Source organism: Bradyrhizobium sp. Kon58 (genome assembly GCF_055807455.1).
In genome coordinates, this window is the sequence record NZ_JBVVOT010000028.1 from 15,398 (window position 1) to 32,238 (window position 16,841).

Sequence of the window (16,841 nt, forward strand, 5' to 3'; positions counted from 1 at the left end):
CACCATCTTTCCAAGCCATAAAAAAGTGGTGGGCACGCTTCCGCCTTCGCTCTTCGAGCTATGGCGGACAAGTCGCTTTGCCCACTCTACGAAGCCTTCGGCTTTTCCAATTCCCGTCCCGTCTCCAGCATCAGTCGCCGCAACCAGATTGAGCCCGGATCCATCTGCGCGCGGGTCGGGTAGAACATGAACTGCTCGTCGATGCCGGGGTCGAGCGGCGGCGTCACCGTGACGAGGCCGAGCTGCTTGGACAGCGCCCCGATCAGCCGGCGCGGCACGAAGGCGACGAGGTCGGTGCGGGCGGCGACGTGCAGCGCTTCGAGATAGCCCGGGACGACGAGAGTGATGTGCCGGTCGATGCCCTTGGTGCGCAGCCAGGTGTCGATTAAGTCCTCCGGCTGGCCGCGGATAATTACGCCGACATGGCGCGCGGCCAGGAACGTCTCGCGCCGTTTCAGCTTCGCCGCCATGGGATGGCCGCGCCGCACCGCCAGCGCGTCGCTGTCGGTGTAGAGCAGCTGGCGGTGAAAGCCCTTGAACGCGTTGCCGATCGAGATCACGAGGTCGATGGTGCGGGCGAACTCGACGTGGAAAATCGCCGGTCCCCGCCACGGCACCACGTCGATGCGGACGTTGGGGGCAGCCTGCGTCACCTTTTGCATCAAGGGCGGCATCAACAGCTCGACCGCGAGATCCGGCATCATCAGTCGGAATTGCCGCTCGCTACGCGCCGCATCGAATTCGTCCGATACGAACAGCCCGCGCACCTGGTCGAGCGCCTGCGACAGCGGCGCGCGCAAGGCTTGCGCCCGCGGCGTCAGCTCCATCCGCGCGCCCGCGCGGACCAGGAGCGGGTCGCCAAAGATGTCGCGCAGGCGCTGGAGCGCATGACTCGCCGCCGGCTGCGACAGCCCGATCCGCAAGGCGGCGCGGCTGACGCTGGCCTCGCGCAGCAGCGCGTCGAGCGCGGTCAGGAGATTGAGGTCGAGCGAATTCAAATTCATGAGGCGAATAGATATCATATTCACTATCGATTTGAAGAATTTAGAACCGGCGGCGATGATCTCGGTGTTCTCACCGAAGGAGATGCCGCCATGAACGCGAGCGCCAACAAGAAGCTGATGCAGGATATCTTTGCAGCCGCCGCCAGCCCCGATCCGGCTGCGCGCGACCGCGGCTTGTTCACCGAAAGTCTTGCCGACGACGCCAAATGGATCGTGACCGGCCAATACTCCTGGTCGCGCACGTTTTCGGGCAAACAGGCGATCCTCAACGATCTGCACGCCTATGTGCGGACCCGTCTTGTCGACCGGACGCGGACGGTCGCCCACCGCTTCATCGCCGACGGCGATGTCGTCGTCGTCGAAGCCAAGGGCGACAACGTCACGCCCGAAGGCGTACGCTACGACAACGACTATTGTCTCGTGTTTCGTCTCGAGGACGGCAAGATCAAGGAGATCCGCGAATATTGCGACTCGGTACTGACCGAGAAGGCCCTCGGCCCGTTTCCGCAAACGGCCGTGAGGGCCGCGAGCTGAGCGGATCGAGCGGCGTCGCGTCCGCCGACCGGTGCCGTCTGCCGCGGCCGGCGGTGACCGTTTCGGTGGCGCAAGCCGGACAGGCTGCAGCGGCATGCACGGTGCTGCGGGCTTCGCGCCAAAACCTTGCTCACCTGCCGATAAAATCAGCAGATGTTGTGCCGTCTGACGCATGCGCGCGCGAAAAATTTGAAGGTTCAATTAACGAGTGTCCCCCATTGTGTCGCGGTGCAGCGTGGTTCGCGAACAACATGACCCGCGGCTGCCGGGGTGGCCCGACAAATCGCCGGAGTTGTTCGTCCGCCCGAATTGACATGCTTCTGAGTGGACAGTGGGAATGCCGAAGTTTCGTTTGCGGATCAGGGGACGCCTGTACGCAGGTTTCATGGCCTTGGTGGCGGTTGGTCTTGTGATGGCGGTGGTCGCCATCTGGAATTTGCGGTCCGTCCAGGATCAGGTCGCAAAACTCTCCGCGTTGTCGGACAGCACGGCGCGTATCCTGGAGATATCGACCCATCTTCAGGCCATCCAGCGCGCCAATCTGCGCTACATTTACGACGCCAACGAGCCTGCGATGCGGGAGGCTGCCGAGCGAGAGACCGCGGCGACCGGGCTGTTGCAGCTCGGAGCAAAGGGCACCCTCTCGGAGGAGCGGCGGAAGCTCTACAATGATCTGATCGCCGACATCGCCAAAATGAAAAGCCTGCGCGACAGTCTCGGCGACGCCGTCAACGAGGCGCGGACCGGCAAGGCGACGCTGTTGCCGAGTGGCGAGGAGCTGACGGTCAAGATGGCCAAGCTGGTCGACGTGGCCCGCGCCGCCGCCGACGACGACACGGTGTCGCTCGTCGCGGACCTCGAGTCCCGGGTCCTGCTGGTTCGAATCGCGAACTGGCGCTTCCTCGCTCTGCGCGACACCAACGGGCCCACCGCCTTCAGAACCAATGTCGACAGGGCGGTGCAGCGGCTGGCAGCCGTCGAAAGGAGCCCGCAAGCGGCGGACCTTCGGTCGTCTCTGACGCCTGTGAAGACCGCGCTCGGTATCTATAAATCCGCGTTCGAAACGACCTCCGCCGCGATGCTGCGGTCCGATGAGATCTACCACAAGGATCTCGCACCGCTCATCTCCGCGAGCATCGCCAAGCTCAAGGTCGCGGAAACCACCTTGAAGACCGATTACAAGGATTCGCGCACCGCGGCCGATGCCGTGATCGACGGCACGACCTCGCTCCAGGCGATCGCGGGCGGCCTCGCCGTCCTGTTCGGGCTGATCGTCGCCTTCCTGACCGCCCGCAGCATCGTGGGGCCGCTGACCTCGATGACGCGCGCAATGGGGCTGCTTGCCGGGGGCAATCTCGCCGTCGAGATCCCTTCGCGCGGCAAGGCCGACGAGATCGGCGACATGGCCAAGGCGATCGACGTCTTCAAGACCAACATGATCGAGACCGAAAGGCTGCGCCATGAGCAGACCGCAACCGAGGCCCGGCAGGCCGAGAGCCGCAAGGCCGACATGGCCCGGCTCGCCAGCCAGTTCGAGCAGGCGGTGGGCGAGATCGTCGATACCGTATCCTCGGCATCGCACGAGCTCGAGGGCTCGGCCGGCACCCTGACCGCGACCGCGAGGCGCGCTCAAGATCTCTCCACCGAAGTGCAATCCGCCTCCCAGGAAGCCTCGGCCAATGTGCAGGCGGTCGCCTCCGCGACCGAGGAGTTGTCCTCCTCGGTGACGGAGATCGCGCGCCAGGTGCAGGAATCGGCCCGCATCGCGGGCGAAGCCGTCGGTCAGGTGAGCAAGACCAACGCGCGCGTCAGCGAGCTCTCCAAGGCTGCAGCCCGCATCGGCGACGTGGTCGAACTGATCAGCACCATCGCCGGCCAGACCAACCTCCTGGCGCTGAACGCCACCATCGAGGCGGCGCGCGCGGGTGAAGCCGGCCGCGGCTTTGCCGTGGTCGCCTCGGAGGTCAAGGCGCTTGCCGAGCAGACCGCGAGGGCCACCGGTGAGATCGCCCAGCAGGTCTCGGGCATCCAGGCCGCAACGGAGGAGTCGGTCGGCTCGATCAGGGAAATCAGCGGCACCATCGAGCGGCTGTCGGAGATCTCGTCGACGGTCGCCGCCGCCGTGGAGGAGCAGGGTGCGGCGACGCAGGAGATCTCCCGCAACGTGCAGCAGGCGGCCCAGGGCACGCAGCTCGTGTCGTCCAACATCGGCGATGTGCAGCGCGGGGCGTCCGAGACCGGCTCGGCTTCTTCGCAGGTGCTCTCGGCGGCACGCTCGCTGTCGGCCGACAGCAATCGCTTGAAGCAGGAAGTCGCCAACTTTCTGAACTCGGTCCACGCCGCTTGAGCCTCAAAAGCAAAAGGCCACGCGCATGCGCGTGGCCTCGCGTTGTGACCGGACGCGATCAGGCGACTTTCGTCGTCATGTGCTTGAACATGTTGCTGCGGGCCTCGTCGTCCATCTCGGCCTTGAAGGTGAACTTGTCCTTCAGAGCGATCGCGCGCGCCGCCGCGGGCCGCGCCGAGATCTCGTCCACCAGCCGCTTCACGTTCGGATATCGCGCGAAGGCGTCGTCGCCGAGCTTGAACGGCACCATCCGTGCCCAACCCCACAACGCCATGTCGACGATCGAATAGCCGTCGCCGACCATGTAGCGGCGGCCTTCGAGGTGACCGTCGAGAATCTTGTAGTGACGATCGGTCTCGAACTGGTAGCGGTTATGCGCGTAGTCGTGGTTCTGGTCCTTCGGCGCAAAATGCTTGAAGTGCACGGCCTGACCCGAATACGGCCCGACGCCGGTGGCGATGAACATCAGCCATGACAGCATCTCGCCGCGTACATTGGCGGCGGGCAGGAATTTGCCGGACTTCTCGGCGAGATAGAGCAGGATGGCATTGGAATCGAACACGATGGTGCCGCCGTCGTCGATCGCCGGCACCTTGCCGTTCGGATTGATCTTCAGATAGTCCGGCGTGAACTGCTCGCCCATGCGGGTATCGATCTTCACCGGCTCGAAGGGCAGGCCCGACTCTTCGAGATAAAGCGCGACCTTGGTCGGGTTCGGCGAGCCATTGAAATAGAATTTGAGCATCGGGCATCTCCCCTGTGTTTGTTGGCCGAGAGTGGAGGCAGCAACGTGTCCGCAAGCGGCCTTGTCTTGCCTGAACCTTGTCGGGGAGGGCAACCGGCGAGTTTGCCGGGCGGTATCTGCGCGCCACGCAGATCAGCCGGCGTAACAAAGGCCGATCGCCGCCGTAATGACCATGGCCGCGCCCACGACCTCCAGGCGCAGCCCGAGCCGGGTAGCGATATGCATGTCGGAGGCCCGCGCCGCGCGCTCCGATCCGCGCGCGTAGCCGTGAACGATGACGTCGTGATTGAAGCTGTCATGGGCCTCGTTGCTGCTGGCGAGCCCGACACAGACCACGAGCACGCCGAACAAGGCGAGGCCGAAAAATCCCAGCAGCGCGATCAGGAACATCGGAAGCATGCCGAGCAGGAAGATCGGCAGCAGCGGCACCAGCAGCAATGTCTCGGACTGTCGTCGCATGGCTCGACCGGTCAAGACGGGGCGTAGGCGGGTAATCTAGTCCCGGCGGCGGCCGTGTTCAACCAGTCTCGTCATTCCGCGCTCGCGCCGGAGGCGCGCTCCGGGATGACGAAAGGAAGGCTAGCCCGCCGCCATTCCGGCGCGGATTTCGGCGCGGAGCTCGTCGATCAGCTTGAGACCCTTCTTGGTCTCGATGTGCCAGAAGGTCCAGCCGTTGCAGGCTTGCGCGCCTTGCGCCACCGCGCCCATGCGGTGGATGGAGCCGACCTTGTCGCCGAACATGATAGCGCCGTCGGCGCGGACCAGTGCGCCGAGCTTCTTCTTGGCGTCGAACAGCTTGGTGCCGGGCATGATCATGCCACGCTCGATCAATTCCGAGAACGCAACCCGCGGCGCTTCGCGCGCCGTCATGAACGGGGCGAGGCTTGCCTCCGGCAGCGGCTCGACCGCGGCGATGCGCGCTTGGGCGGCTTTCGCATAGGTCTTGTCGCGCTCGAAGCCGATATAAGAGCGGCCGAGGCGCTTTGCGACCGCGCCGGTGGTGCCGGTGCCGTTGAAGGGGTCGATCACGAGATCGCCGGGCTTGGAGGACGACAGCAGCACGCGCGCGAGCAGGCCTTCCGGCTTCTGCGTCGGGTGCACTTTCTTGCCGTCGGCGCCCTTGAGGCGCTCCTCGCCGGTGCAGAGCGGGATCAGCCAGTCGGACCGTGCCTGCACGTCCTCGTTGGCGGCTTTCAAGGCTTCGTAGTTGAAGGTGTAGCCCTTGGCCTTTTCGTCGCGCGCGGCCCAGATCATGGTCTCGTGCGCGTTGGTGAAGCGACGGCCGCGGAAATTCGGCATCGGATTGGTCTTGCGCCAGACGATGTCGTTCAGGAGCCAGAAGCCGAGGTCCTGCATGATCGCGCCTACGCGGAAGATGTTGTGATAGGAGCCGATCACCCAGATCGTCGCCGACGGCTTCATCGCGCGGCGGGCGGCGAGCAGCCAGGCGCGGGTGAAATCGTCATAGGCGGAGAACGAATCGAACTTGTCCCAGTCGTCGTCGACCGCATCGACATGCGATTCGTCGGGGCGCTTGAGATCGCCCTTGAGCTGGAGATTGTAGGGTGGATCGGCGAACACCAGGTCGACCGAACCAGCCTGAAGCTTCGACATCTCGGCGACGCAATCACCGAGAATGATGCGATGCGATGAAGACTCAAAATTTGTGCGGGGCGCCCTTGCAGACGCCCCGCGACGCGACTCTACCATGACTCAAGAACTCTGACTCAGGCGACGCTGTCGGCGACGCGGGACCAAACAACCGACTGACCGTTACATTGAAGCGGCAAAGTAAAAATCGACTTAACCCGCCGCTTTCGTGAATAGCTCTCACATCGCGACTTGCACGCGGTTCGCTTCGCGCATTCGCCGTGTTTTGCAGTGTATTTCGCGTTTCTTCGCGTTGCGGCTGTGATCGGAGCGCAAAAAGACTCGAAATTCCTCTCGGAAAAAATTGCTCGATGCCCGGAAAAAATTGCTGGCATTGCCGTGCTGTCGCACTAGGCAATAATTGCCGAGCGGGATATTGATTAACGCAATGGAAATTTTACGTGCATGGTGCGTTGAGCTTTGCCGCCTTTGCGCCCAATGATGCCAGCCAGGACTGAGGGAAGCCGCCATGCGCTACGATGATTTCCGCCGCAGCGACGACATCGAGGATCGTCGCGACGATGGTGGCGGCGGCGGTGGAGGAGGCGGGTTCGGCCTCCCCATGGGCGGCGGCGGGCTCGGCATCGGCACCATCATCGTGCTCGGCCTGGTCGGTTACGCCTTCGGCATCGATCCGCGCATCCTGATCGGCGGCGCCGAGATCCTCACCGGTGGCGGCCAGGCGCCGTCCTACCAGACCGATCGCCAGTCGTCGTCCAACGCCAAGCGCGGCGCGCCGACCGACGAGATGGGCAGCATGATCTCCGGCATCCTCGGCGAGATCGACGATCGCTGGAGCGAGATCTTCCAGGCCTCGGGCCAATCCTTTACCGGTCCGAAGGTCGTGCTGTTCCGCAACGTCACCAATGGCGGGCGCTGCGGCCGGGCGGAGTCGGCGATGGGACCGTTCTATTGTCCGCCCGACAGGACCATCTTCCTCGACACCGGTTTCTTCCGCGAGGTCGAGACACGTTTTCGCGGCTGCTCCGGCAAGTCCGCCTGTAACTTCACCACCGCCTACATCATCGCCCATGAGGCCGGCCATCACATCCAGAACCTGCTCGGCATCATTCCGCGCGTGACGCGGTTGCAGCAGCAGGCCGGCAGCAAGGCGGAGTCGAATGCGCTCCAGGTGAAGGTCGAATTGCAGGCGGACTGCCTGTCCGGTGTCTGGGTCAATCGCGAGGCGAAGAAGCGGCCGAACTTCCTGGAGCCGGGCGACATCGACGCCGCACTCACCACGGCGAGCGCGATCGGCGACGACACGCTGCAGCGCCAGTCCACAGGCCGCGTCGTGCCCGATTCCTTCACCCACGGCTCGGCGGCGCAACGCAAACAGTGGTTCATGACCGGCTACCAGCAGGGCACCGTCCAGGCCTGCAACACGTTTGGGGGCGGACAGTAGGGGTTATCCGTCATCCTGAGGTGCTCGCCAATTGGCGAGCCTCGAAGGATGGCGAGCCTGTGGCCCATCCTTCGAGGCGCGCAAGAGCCCGCACCTCAGGATGACGTCAGTGGTCTGGGAAGAAGGTGCGTTGCAATGACCTCCATCGACGAAACAAAACAGTTCGTCCCGCTCAACATCGCGGTGCTCACCGTGTCCGACACGCGCGCGCTCGCGGATGATAAATCCGGCCAGACCCTGGCCGACCGCCTCCTTGCGGCCGGCCACCATCTCGCCGCGCGCGAGATCGTCACCGACGACGTCGAGGCGATCCGCGCCGTCATCCGCCGCTGGATTGCGGACGCAGGCGTCGACGTCGTCATCACCACCGGCGGCACCGGCTTCACCGGGCGCGACGTCACGCCGGAGGCGATCGAGCCCTTGTTCGAGAAGCGCATGGACGGTTTCTCGATCGCATTCCACATGCTGAGCCACGCCAAGATCGGCACGTCGACGATCCAGAGCCGCGCCACGGCCGGCGTCGCCGGCGCAACCTACATCTTCTGCCTCCCAGGTTCGCCCGGTGCCTGCCGCGACGGCTGGGACGGCATCCTCAAAGCCCAGCTCGACTACCGCACGCGTCCCTGCAATTTCGTGGAGATCATGCCGCGCCTGGACGAGCACCTGCGCCGGCCAAAGGCGCAAGGCGCGACGGTGTGAGTGCTTGCTTCCCTTCCCCCCTTGTGGGGGAAGGTGGCGCGAAGCGCCGGATGAGGGGTTTTCTCCGCAGGCACGAACGCTCGCGGAGACATACCCCTCACCTTACTGAGCGCGCGTCCGCCAGTGCTGCTGCCCTCTCCCGCAAGGGGCGAGGGCACATTTACTTGCATCTCGCTCGTTGCGAGAGTGCTACAGATCTCGCTCCCAGGTCTCGCCGATCAGATCGACACCGAAGCTGTGGTGCTTCTCTTCCTTCACGAGCTTGAAGCCTGCACTTTGATAGATGCCACGCGCGGCGACCAGGATGCTTTGCGTCCACAGCGTCATCTTGCTGTAGCCCCTCTCGCGTGCGCCCTGGATGCATTGCTCGACCAGCGCGCGGCCGACACCGAGTCCCCGCGCTTTCTTCTCCACCTGCAACAGGCGCAGCTTGGCAATCTCATCCGTGGCCTTGACCAGGAAGATCGAGCCGACCGGCTCGCCATCCACTTCCGCAATCCAGCAGTGCTCGCGCGCGGCGTCATAGTTCTTGATGAACTGTGCGCAGATCTCGGCGACCAGGGCCTCGTAGTTGATATCCCAGTTGTAGTCCGCCGCATAGGCGGCGGCCTGCCGGGAGATGACCCAGCCCATGTCGCCGACGCGATGGCTGCGCAGCATGAAAGCCGCGGGCTGGCTTCGATGCTCCAGCACAGCCTCGATGGTCGCCATAGCCTGCGTGAGCCGCGTTGCATCGCTGGCCGAAAGCTGAGCCAGCATTGCGGCGACCTCGTTTTGCGAGCCCAGGTTCAGCTTGGCAAAGCTCTGGCGCCCCTTGGCGGTGAGGCTGAGCTGGTATTGCCTGCGATCCGCGGGCAGGGGTCTGCGGGTGATCAGCCCCTTTTCGTCGAAGCTCTGCACGATGCGGCTGAGATAGCCGGGGTCGAGGCCAAGCTCGTTGCCGATCTCCTTTGCGGCAAGGTCGTCCCGTTGTGCGAGCTCGTAGAGCACGCGGGCCTCGCTGAGCGAGAACGGGCTCTTGCCAAGGTGCTGGTCGAGCACGCCAAGCTTGCGGGTATAGAAGCGGTTGAAGGCGCGAACCGCTGCGACGTGGTTCTCGGTACCGTCAAATGACATGGCTCACCTCGATACTTGCCATTGTCAAATAATTATTTGACTTTGGCAAGCATTGAAGTGCTTCAGCCGACCATGACAATCCGGCTGCGCAGCATGATCCGCGACGAGCGGCCGAGCCGCCGGAGCAACCGCGCCTCGGAGCGGCGGGCTTGGGGCGGGTAGCCGCCGATGCGGTCGTAGTGATCACGCGCGATCAAAAGTCCCTGATCGCCGAAGGGACCGACGAGCTTGCGCATCAGGGCCCAGAGGATATCGCGGAAGCCGGCATCGGCGTAGGGTGAGCGGGCATAGCGGAAGACGGCCGCACGATCTCGGCCGCTGGTCGAGACGGACTGGATAAACTGAGCGGTTTCCTCGATCCAGCCGGTTTCCAGCACGGCGCCCGCGGGGAGGAACATCAGCCAGGACGAACGGGCCTGGAGTGCGCCGGCGGCAAGCGCGGCGCCCTGCGTGGATCCTTCGAAGCCGATGAAACGGCAGCCCGCGACGTCGGCAACGCGCTCGATGACGCCATTGCGGGTGCTATCGACGAGGAGCACTTCCCGGACGATGCCTGCGGCGGCACCGGGTACCAGCGCGGCCAGAGTTGCGACCGCGGTCTGCTCGACGCCTTCGGTCGGAATGATGACGCTCAGCATGATTGAGGCTTCAGTGTCCACACTTCGGGAGAAGCGTAGCTCATTGTCAGGGCGTCATAAAACATGTGGCGCTGCCGAGTGCAACTTTCCGGCCGTGCTTCGGTATACGATGGTAAACCGCTGCAGCCGTCGCATCCAAATTTGTCCCGTACGGGGCGGCGATATTGCCGAATGTGTCGGCGCCGCCCTTGCTTGACCGTATTAGTCCGGAGGTTGCCGCAACATTGCGCGACGCGCAGGCCGTTCGCAATCCTGCATGAAGAGGATGCGATAGCTGACTGACGAGCGCGGGAACGGGAAAAACGTGCAAGCACGCCGCTGACGAGGGCTTCGTATGAACGCTGATCAACTTGCTGTTAACACGCCGGCGACATCTCCCAGGCCGGACAGCGCGCCGATCTTGCGGATTCGGGCGGTGATGCTGGGTGAACGCATCAATCCCTCCGGCCTCGAGCTGGGTGCGACCGTCTCCTCGACCCCGGCCGCCTTCCGCGTCCATGCCGGCCTCGCGGTAATCTTCCGCTACGGCGTCGTGGTGCTGATCGGTCTCCTCCCTTCGGAGGAGAAGGTGCTGATCGACAGCCTGAAGCCCCGCGTGATCGGCGAATTCAGCCCCTACGAGGAGGAAATCGCGCAGGCGCAACTCTGCAAGGATGAAAGCGCCGAGGCGATCCTGCCGGGCGGCCCGATCTGCCTCGCCAAATTCTCCGACGACCGGCTGCTGCTGATCGCGGACGCGCTCGCCAAGAGCACTTCTCTTGCGCGCGACGAGCGCCGTGTCGCCGCGGTCTTCGACGTGATCGAGCCGTTTGCGCGCAAGCTCGCCGAGCAAGGCCGCACACCGCCCCGGCGGAAGGGCATCTTGCAATTGATCGGCAATGCGCTTCTCGTCCAGCAGCGCGTCGCCGGCCGTGTCGCTGTGGCCGAGAAGCCCGACGTGCTCTGGGAGAAACCCGAGCTCGACCGGCTCTATGCCCGCCTTGAAGACGAGTACGAACTGAAGGAGCGCCTCGACACGCTCGAACGCAAGCTCACAGCCGTGTCCGAGACCGCCAACGCGCTCACCGACATCATCGACACCCAGCGCTCGCTCCGCCTCGAGATCGCGGTGGTGGTGCTGATCGTGATCGAGGTCGCGATCGGATGTTTTCAGATCCTTGCCGGCATTCACTGAGCGCCTTGCAACAGCGCCGCGCAATTGCGCGCGATCGTCAGTTCTTCGTTGGTCGGGATGATGAAGACATCGACTGCGCTGTCGCCGCCGCTGATACGCTCGCATCCCTCATCATTCGCAGCCGCATCGATGCGCACACCGAGCCAGTCGAGACGCTCACCGATCGCGCTGCGGATTTCCCCGGCATGCTCGCCGATACCGCCGGTGAAGACCAGGCAGTCCAGCCCGGCAAGCGTTGTCGCCATCGCCGCCACCTCCTGCGCGGCGCGGAAGGTGAAGAGCTCGACCGCCTCCCGTGCCGCAGCTTCGCTGCTCGCAAGCAGCGTGCGCATGTCCGACGCGATGCAGGAGACGCCGAGCAGGCCCGATTCGTGGTAGAGCAGGTGCTGGACATCGTCGACCGACATCTTCTCGTGCTGTTGCAGATAGAGCAGCACGCCCGGGTCGATCCTGCCGCACCGCGTGCCCATCACCAGCCCGTCGAGCGGCGTCAGTCCCATCGTGGTGTCGATGCTGCGGCCGTCGCGCAAGCCGCACAGGCTCCCGCCATTGCCGAGATGCGCGATCACAGTGCGCTTCGCCACGAGCTGCGGCGCGATTCGGGCGAGCCGTCCCGCGACATATTCGAACGAGAGGCCATGAAATCCGTAGCGCCGGATGCCGCGCTCTTCATAACGTCGCGGAATGGCGAAGCGGCTGGCGGGCGGCGCAATGCCGTGGTGGAAAGCGGTGTCGAAGCAGGCGATCTGGGTCAGGTCGGGCCTGATCGCCCTGATGGCGCGGACCGGCGCCAGACACCGCGGCTGGTGCAGCGGCGCCAGCGGCGTCAACGCCTCCAGTTTTGCGGTGACATCGTCCGTCAGCTCGACCGGAGCGGAATAGTCCGGACCGCCATGGACGACGCGATGGCCGACGGCGCGCAAGCGGTGGTCGCCGAAACGATCCTCGATGAAGCCGAGCACGTCGACGAACAGATGATCGCTGTCCGCATCCGATGCTTCCCTCCGTCTCTCGAACAGGTCTTCGCCCGCGGGGCTCTTCACGACGAGCCGCGGCTTCGTCTCGTGCTCGTCGAGCAGGCCCTTGCAGAGCAGGGTGGGCTCGGCCGCCGAGATCTCGAACAGGCCGAATTTGATGCTCGACGATCCCGAGTTGAGAACGAGAACGGTGTTCAACATGGCTGCTGTCAGTCGCCTGCCTCCGCCGGCGTGTTGCCGCCGGCGCTGTTCTGCCAGACCCATTCCTGGATTTCCGGCATGTCCTCGCCGTATTCGCGCACATAGCGCGAATGCTCGATCAGCTTGTCGCGGAACTGCTGCTTCACCTGCGCCGCTTTGGTCGCGAGCCCCGGCACGCGCTCGATCGCCTCGATCGCGAGGTGATAGCGGTCGAGCTCGTTGAGCACGACCATGTCGAACGGCGTCGTCGTGGTGCCTTCCTCGGCAAAGCCGCGGACGTGCATGCCGGCGTGGTTGGTGCGGCTATAGGTCAGCCGGTGGATCAGATAGGGATAGCCGTGATAGGCGAAGATCACCGGCTTGTCGCGGGTGAACAGGCCGTCGAAGTCGCGGTCGGACAAGCCGTGCGGGTGCTGCTCCCTGGGTTGCAGCGTCATGAGGTCGACGACGTTGACGACGCGGATATTCAGCTCGGGCAGCGCCTTGCGCAGCAGGTCGACGGCGGCGAGTGTTTCCAGTGTCGGCACGTCGCCGGCGCAGGCCATCACGACATCGGGCTCGCCATTCGCGTCTTCCGTGCCGGCCCAGCTCCAGATGCCGATGCCGGCATCGCAGTGCGTGGCTGCCTCCTGCATCGACAGCCATTGCGGCGCCGGCTGCTTGCCGGCGACGATGACGTTGATGCGATCATAGGTGCGCAGGCAGTGATCGGCGATCCACAGCAGCGTGTTGGCGTCCGGTGGGAAGTAAATGCGGACGACGTCAGCCTTCTTGTTGGCGACGAGATCGACGAATCCGGGGTCCTGATGGCTGAAGCCGTTGTGGTCCTGGCGCCAGACATGCGATGTCAGCAGATAGTTGAGCGAGGCGATCGGGCGTCGCCACGGCAGATGCCGCGTCACTTTCAGCCATTTGGCATGCTGGTTGAACATGGAATCCACGATGTGGATGAACGCCTCGTAGCAGGAGAAGAAGCCGTGCCGGCCCGTGAGCAGGTAGCCCTCTAACCAGCCCTGGCACAGATGTTCGCTCAGGACTTCCATCACGCGTCCGTCCTGGGCGAGATGCACGTCGTAAGATTTTGTCGGCTCCATCCAGACGCGTTCGGTGGCCTCGAACACTGCATCGAGCCGGTTTGAGGCGGTTTCGTCCGGGCCCATGATGCGGAAGTTGCGGGCCTCGGCGTTGAGGCGGATGACGTCGCGCAGGAATTTGCCGAGCTCGCGGGTTGCCTCCGCCACGATGCCGCCCGGCTGAGGGACCTCGACGGCGAAGCTGCGGAAGTCCGGCAGCTTCAGCTCCTTCTTCAGAAGGCCGCCATTGGCGTGCGGATTGGCGCCCATGCGGCGATTGCCTTCGGGCGCGAGCGCCTGGAGCTCGGTAACGAGCGCGCCGTTCGCCTCGAACAGCTTTTCCGGCTCGTAGCTGCGCATCCAGTCCTCGAGAATCTTCAGATGCGCCGGATTCTCGCGGCAGTTCGCGACGGGCACCTGATGCGCCCGCCAGAAACCTTCCACCTTCTTGCCGTCGACTTCCTTGGGACCGGTCCAGCCCTTGGGGCTGCGCAGCACGATCATCGGCCAGCGCGGGCGTTCGACGCTCTCGCGGCCGTCGCGGGCGTGCTGCTGGATCGACCGGATGCTGACGAGCGCGACGTCGAGCGCGTCTGCCATGGCCTGGTGCATCAATTTGGGATCGTCGCCCTCGACGAATAGCGGCTCGTGGCCGAGCCCGCGGAAGAGATCGCGGATCTCGCCGTCGCGCATCCGCCCGAGCACGGTTGGGTTGGCAATCTTATAACCGTTGAGATGCAGGATCGGCAGCACCGCGCCGTCATGCGCGGGATTGAGGAACTTGTTGGAGTGCCAGGACGCCGCGAGCGGGCCGGTCTCGGCCTCGCCGTCGCCGACGACACAGGCGACGATCAGGTCGGGATTGTCGAACGCCGCGCCATAGGCATGAACCAGCGCGTAACCGAGCTCACCGCCTTCGTGGATCGAGCCCGGCGTTTCCGGCGCCGCGTGACTCGGGATGCCGCCGGGGAAGGAGAATTGCCTGAACAGCTTGCGCAACCCCTCGGTATCGCGCGCGATATCGGGATAGATCTCGCTGTAGCTGCCTTCGAGATAGGTGTTGGCGACCATGCCGGGGCCGCCATGACCGGGACCGCAGACATAGATCACGCTCAGGTCCAGCGCGCGGATGACGCGGTTGAGATGGGCATAAATGAAGTTCAACCCAGGCGTCGTGCCCCAATGGCCGAGCAAACGCGGCTTGATGTGCTCGGGCCCTAACGGCTCGCGCAGCAGCGGATTGTCGAGCAGGTAAATCTGCCCGACGGAGAGATAGTTCGCGGCGCGCCAATAGCGGTCGAGCAGATCGAGGTCGCTGCTCGCTGCGGCCGATTGTTGTTGATTTGTCATGTTCCTGCCGACCTTCACCCGGGATCGTCACCAACCGAGTTCCGGCGAGATCGATCCTTCGGCAGCATCAAACGAGATCGCCGTGACGCCACTGTTGCGTGAGGTCAAAAGCGGGCGCGCGAAGTTTGGGCAGCTCTACTGTGCATGGGGTTGTTTTCACGTTTTTTGGTTTGTGTTCTTGATTTGTTCCTTCGGCGTGCTATCTTGGCTTCATGAGTCCAGCATCCTCACATGCTCTCAAGCACCCGCCGGTCACGGCGCCCTCCGAGCCGGCGGGTGCGCCTTCTGACTTCCCTGAGCTGGCGGTCGCCATCGACCGCCAGCGCAGGCGAGGCCGGGGCGCGCAGTCCAACGCCAGCGGCCGCTTTGAGGCCGAGGCGCGCGTCGCATTCGACGATGGTTGGCAGAGCCTTGAAGAACTGCCGCCGTTCAAGACCACGGTCGGGATCGACACCTCGCGCAAGGTGATCACCCGCAACGAATCTCCCGACATCGGCTTCGACCGTTCGATCAATCCCTACCGCGGCTGCGAGCACGGCTGCGTCTATTGCTTCGCGCGGCCGACGCATGCCTATCTCGGCCTGTCGCCGGGGCTCGACTTCGAGTCGAAGCTGTTCGTGAAGCCCGAGGCGCCGGCTCTGCTCGAGAAGGAGCTTGCGGCGCCGGGCTACGAGCCGCGGATGATCGCGATCGGCACCAACACCGATCCCTATCAGCCGATCGAGCGCGAGCGCAAAATCATGCGCGGCATTCTGGAGGTGCTGGAGCGCGCCGGCCATCCCGTCGGAATCGTCACCAAGTCGGCGCTGGTGACCCGTGACATCGACATTCTCGCGCGCATGGCCAAACGCAACCTCGCCAAGGTCGGCATCTCCGTGACCTCGCTCGATCCCAAGCTGGCGCGCACCATGGAGCCGCGGGCGTCCACGCCGTCGAAGCGGCTGGAGGCGCTGAAGCAGCTTTCCGAGGCCGGCATTCCGACCACCGTCATGGTCGCGCCCGTGATCCCCGCGCTGAACGATTCCGAGATCGAGCGCATCCTGGATGCCGCCGCCCATGCCGGCGTCAAGGAAGCCTCCTACGTGCTGCTGCGGTTGCCGCTCGAGGTGCGCGATCTCTTCCGCGAATGGCTGATGGCGAACTATCCGGACCGCTATCGTCACGTGTTCACGCTGATCCGCGACATGCGCGGCGGCCGCGACTACGACGCGAAATGGGGCGAGCGCATGAAGGGCACCGGCCCGATGGCTTGGACCATCGGCCGCCGCTTCGAGATCGCCTGCGACAGGCTCGGGCTGAACAAGCGGCGCTCCAAGCTGACGACGGATCATTTTGCCAAGCCGAAGCGGAACGGCGATCAGCTCAGCCTGTTCTGAGGGGACGAAGTGAGAGAGGCCTAGTATGAGTCAGGAACTGCCAGCTCCAATCCCGCGACTTACCGTCATCACGCTGGGCGTGAACGACATCAGCGCGAGCATTGCCTTTTACGACGCGCTTGGTTTCTCGCGCCGGCTCAAGGCGACCGGCGAGGCCGTTGCGTTCTATGACACTGGCGGTCCGGTGCTCGCGTTGTTTCCCTGGGATCAGCTCGCGGTCGACGCCACATTGCCTGATCATCCGAGGCCATCGACGTTCCGCGGCATGACGCTCGCCTGGAACTGCCGCGCGCGAGAGGAGGTGGATGCGGTGCTGGCCTTCGTCGTCGGCAAGGGCGCCGCGCTGCTGAAGGCCGCACATGAGACCGACTATGGCGGTTATTCCGGCTATTTCGCCGATCCTGACGGCCATCCCTGGGAAGTCGTGGCCGCGCCCGGCATCGAAGTCGGCGAGGACCGGCGGGTGCATCTGGCGGAATAGGGCGGCTGACTTGAATAACGGGAATTGTCCGGGGTTCCCGGTTGCGCAGGCGATGCCGCTTGCGCACGATC

At 64.4% G+C, this 16,841-nt stretch carries 16 protein-coding genes; 7 read left to right on the top strand and 9 right to left on the bottom strand.

The window, feature by feature from the left end; translation table 11 throughout:
• Nucleotides 1–86: 86 nt before the first annotated feature.
• Complete coding sequence (locus AC0L20_RS31340) at nt 87–1,004, bottom strand: LysR family transcriptional regulator (protein ID WP_473294445.1); 918 nt, start codon at nt 1,002–1,004, stop codon at nt 87–89.
• Nucleotides 1,005–1,094: 90 nt separating this feature from the next.
• Here AC0L20_RS31340 and AC0L20_RS31345 point away from each other — a divergent pair, with 90 nt between their 5' ends.
• Complete coding sequence (locus AC0L20_RS31345) at nt 1,095–1,538, top strand: nuclear transport factor 2 family protein (RefSeq protein WP_473294446.1); 444 nt, start codon at nt 1,095–1,097, stop codon at nt 1,536–1,538.
• A gap of 337 nt (nt 1,539–1,875) precedes the next feature.
• Nucleotides 1,876–3,885 carry a HAMP domain-containing methyl-accepting chemotaxis protein gene (locus AC0L20_RS31350; protein ID WP_473294448.1) on the top strand — a complete coding sequence of 670 codons (2,010 nt, stop codon included), beginning with the start codon at nt 1,876–1,878 and terminating at the stop codon, nt 3,883–3,885.
• Between the two features lie 58 nt (nt 3,886–3,943).
• Here the strand turns inward: AC0L20_RS31350 and AC0L20_RS31355 are convergent, their stop codons facing one another.
• The 4 genes from AC0L20_RS31355 to AC0L20_RS31370 all read right to left on the bottom strand — a co-directional run bounded on the left by AC0L20_RS31355 (nt 3,944) and on the right by AC0L20_RS31370 (nt 6,751).
• On the bottom strand, nt 3,944–4,630 hold the full coding sequence (locus tag AC0L20_RS31355) for a glutathione S-transferase family protein (protein ID WP_473294450.1): 687 nt from the start codon (nt 4,628–4,630) through the stop codon (nt 3,944–3,946).
• A gap of 132 nt (nt 4,631–4,762) precedes the next feature.
• The gene (locus tag AC0L20_RS31360) at nt 4,763–5,089 is read right to left on the bottom strand and encodes a hypothetical protein (RefSeq protein WP_473294452.1); all 327 of its coding nucleotides are present in this window, start codon (nt 5,087–5,089) and stop codon (nt 4,763–4,765) included.
• Between the two features lie 120 nt (nt 5,090–5,209).
• Nucleotides 5,210–6,340, bottom strand: coding sequence for a site-specific DNA-methyltransferase (locus AC0L20_RS31365; protein WP_106945123.1), 1,131 nt, complete (start codon nt 6,338–6,340; stop codon nt 5,210–5,212).
• Between the two features lie 120 nt (nt 6,341–6,460).
• Nucleotides 6,461–6,751 carry a hypothetical protein gene (locus AC0L20_RS31370; protein WP_473294453.1) on the bottom strand — a complete coding sequence of 97 codons (291 nt, stop codon included), beginning with the start codon at nt 6,749–6,751 and terminating at the stop codon, nt 6,461–6,463.
• On the opposite strand from AC0L20_RS31370, the gene ypfJ reads away from it, so the two are divergent.
• Together ypfJ and moaB are read left to right on the top strand one after the other, a co-directional pair.
• Entirely contained in the window at nt 6,750–7,685 is a 936-nt protein-coding gene (ypfJ, locus tag AC0L20_RS31375; RefSeq protein WP_027516429.1) for a KPN_02809 family neutral zinc metallopeptidase, read from the top strand. The genes AC0L20_RS31370 and ypfJ overlap by 2 nt on opposite strands.
• A gap of 135 nt (nt 7,686–7,820) precedes the next feature.
• Entirely contained in the window at nt 7,821–8,384 is a 564-nt protein-coding gene (gene moaB, locus AC0L20_RS31380; RefSeq protein WP_473294454.1) for a molybdenum cofactor biosynthesis protein B, read from the top strand.
• 189 nt (nt 8,385–8,573) lie between these two features.
• Here moaB and AC0L20_RS31385 read toward each other — a convergent pair whose 3' ends face one another.
• Together AC0L20_RS31385 and AC0L20_RS31390 are read right to left on the bottom strand one after the other, a co-directional pair.
• Nucleotides 8,574–9,500 (bottom strand): bifunctional helix-turn-helix transcriptional regulator/GNAT family N-acetyltransferase, encoded by a 927-nt coding sequence (locus AC0L20_RS31385; RefSeq protein WP_473294455.1) that lies wholly within the window; start codon nt 9,498–9,500, stop codon nt 8,574–8,576.
• A gap of 62 nt (nt 9,501–9,562) precedes the next feature.
• Entirely contained in the window at nt 9,563–10,138 is a 576-nt protein-coding gene (locus AC0L20_RS31390) for a glycosyltransferase family protein (RefSeq protein ID WP_473294456.1), read from the bottom strand.
• Nucleotides 10,139–10,472: 334 nt separating this feature from the next.
• Between AC0L20_RS31390 and AC0L20_RS31395 the strand changes: the two genes are divergently transcribed.
• A complete protein-coding gene (locus AC0L20_RS31395) occupies nt 10,473–11,312 on the top strand; it encodes an RMD1 family protein (protein WP_456765579.1) in 840 nt (279 codons plus the stop codon).
• On the opposite strand, the gene AC0L20_RS31400 is transcribed toward AC0L20_RS31395, so the two are convergent.
• Both AC0L20_RS31400 and AC0L20_RS31405 read right to left on the bottom strand, forming a co-directional pair.
• The gene (locus AC0L20_RS31400; RefSeq protein WP_473294459.1) at nt 11,306–12,490 is read right to left on the bottom strand and encodes an acetate/propionate family kinase; all 1,185 of its coding nucleotides are present in this window, start codon (nt 12,488–12,490) and stop codon (nt 11,306–11,308) included. The two genes, AC0L20_RS31395 and AC0L20_RS31400, sit on opposite strands and share 7 nt — an antisense overlap.
• Before the next feature lie 8 nt (nt 12,491–12,498).
• Nucleotides 12,499–14,913 carry a phosphoketolase family protein gene (locus AC0L20_RS31405; protein ID WP_473294461.1) on the bottom strand — a complete coding sequence of 805 codons (2,415 nt, stop codon included), beginning with the start codon at nt 14,911–14,913 and terminating at the stop codon, nt 12,499–12,501.
• Nucleotides 14,914–15,125: 212 nt separating this feature from the next.
• Between AC0L20_RS31405 and AC0L20_RS31410 the strand changes: the two genes are divergently transcribed.
• Nucleotides 15,126–16,289, top strand: coding sequence for a PA0069 family radical SAM protein (locus AC0L20_RS31410; protein ID WP_473294462.1), 1,164 nt, complete (start codon nt 15,126–15,128; stop codon nt 16,287–16,289).
• A gap of 25 nt (nt 16,290–16,314) precedes the next feature.
• Nucleotides 16,315–16,770, top strand: a complete 456-nt coding sequence (locus AC0L20_RS31415) for a VOC family protein (protein WP_473294463.1) — start codon at nt 16,315–16,317, stop codon at nt 16,768–16,770.
• The last annotated feature ends 71 nt before the right edge of the window (nt 16,771–16,841 follow it).

Excerpts from the sequence above, each read along its gene's own strand:
- AC0L20_RS31340 (WP_473294445.1), bottom strand. The coding sequence starts at position 1,004 with ATGAATTTGAATTCGCTCGACCTCAATCTCCTGACCGCGCTCGACGCG.
- AC0L20_RS31345 (WP_473294446.1), top strand. The coding sequence starts at position 1,095 with ATGAACGCGAGCGCCAACAAGAAGCTGATGCAGGATATCTTTGCAGCC.
- AC0L20_RS31350 (WP_473294448.1), top strand. The coding sequence starts at position 1,876 with ATGCCGAAGTTTCGTTTGCGGATCAGGGGACGCCTGTACGCAGGTTTC.
- AC0L20_RS31355 (WP_473294450.1), bottom strand. The coding sequence starts at position 4,630 with ATGCTCAAATTCTATTTCAATGGCTCGCCGAACCCGACCAAGGTCGCG.
- AC0L20_RS31360 (WP_473294452.1), bottom strand. The coding sequence starts at position 5,089 with ATGCGACGACAGTCCGAGACATTGCTGCTGGTGCCGCTGCTGCCGATC.
- AC0L20_RS31365 (WP_106945123.1), bottom strand. The coding sequence starts at position 6,340 with ATGGTAGAGTCGCGTCGCGGGGCGTCTGCAAGGGCGCCCCGCACAAAT.
- ypfJ (WP_027516429.1), top strand. The coding sequence starts at position 6,750 with ATGCGCTACGATGATTTCCGCCGCAGCGACGACATCGAGGATCGTCGC.
- AC0L20_RS31370 (WP_473294453.1), bottom strand. The coding sequence starts at position 6,751 with ATGGCGGCTTCCCTCAGTCCTGGCTGGCATCATTGGGCGCAAAGGCGG.
- moaB (WP_473294454.1), top strand. The coding sequence starts at position 7,821 with ATGACCTCCATCGACGAAACAAAACAGTTCGTCCCGCTCAACATCGCG.
- AC0L20_RS31385 (WP_473294455.1), bottom strand. The coding sequence starts at position 9,500 with ATGTCATTTGACGGTACCGAGAACCACGTCGCAGCGGTTCGCGCCTTC.
- AC0L20_RS31390 (WP_473294456.1), bottom strand. The coding sequence starts at position 10,138 with ATGCTGAGCGTCATCATTCCGACCGAAGGCGTCGAGCAGACCGCGGTC.
- AC0L20_RS31395 (WP_456765579.1), top strand. The coding sequence starts at position 10,473 with ATGAACGCTGATCAACTTGCTGTTAACACGCCGGCGACATCTCCCAGG.
- AC0L20_RS31400 (WP_473294459.1), bottom strand. The coding sequence starts at position 12,490 with ATGTTGAACACCGTTCTCGTTCTCAACTCGGGATCGTCGAGCATCAAA.
- AC0L20_RS31405 (WP_473294461.1), bottom strand. The coding sequence starts at position 14,913 with ATGACAAATCAACAACAATCGGCCGCAGCGAGCAGCGACCTCGATCTG.
- AC0L20_RS31410 (WP_473294462.1), top strand. The coding sequence starts at position 15,126 with ATGAGTCCAGCATCCTCACATGCTCTCAAGCACCCGCCGGTCACGGCG.
- AC0L20_RS31415 (WP_473294463.1), top strand. The coding sequence starts at position 16,315 with ATGAGTCAGGAACTGCCAGCTCCAATCCCGCGACTTACCGTCATCACG.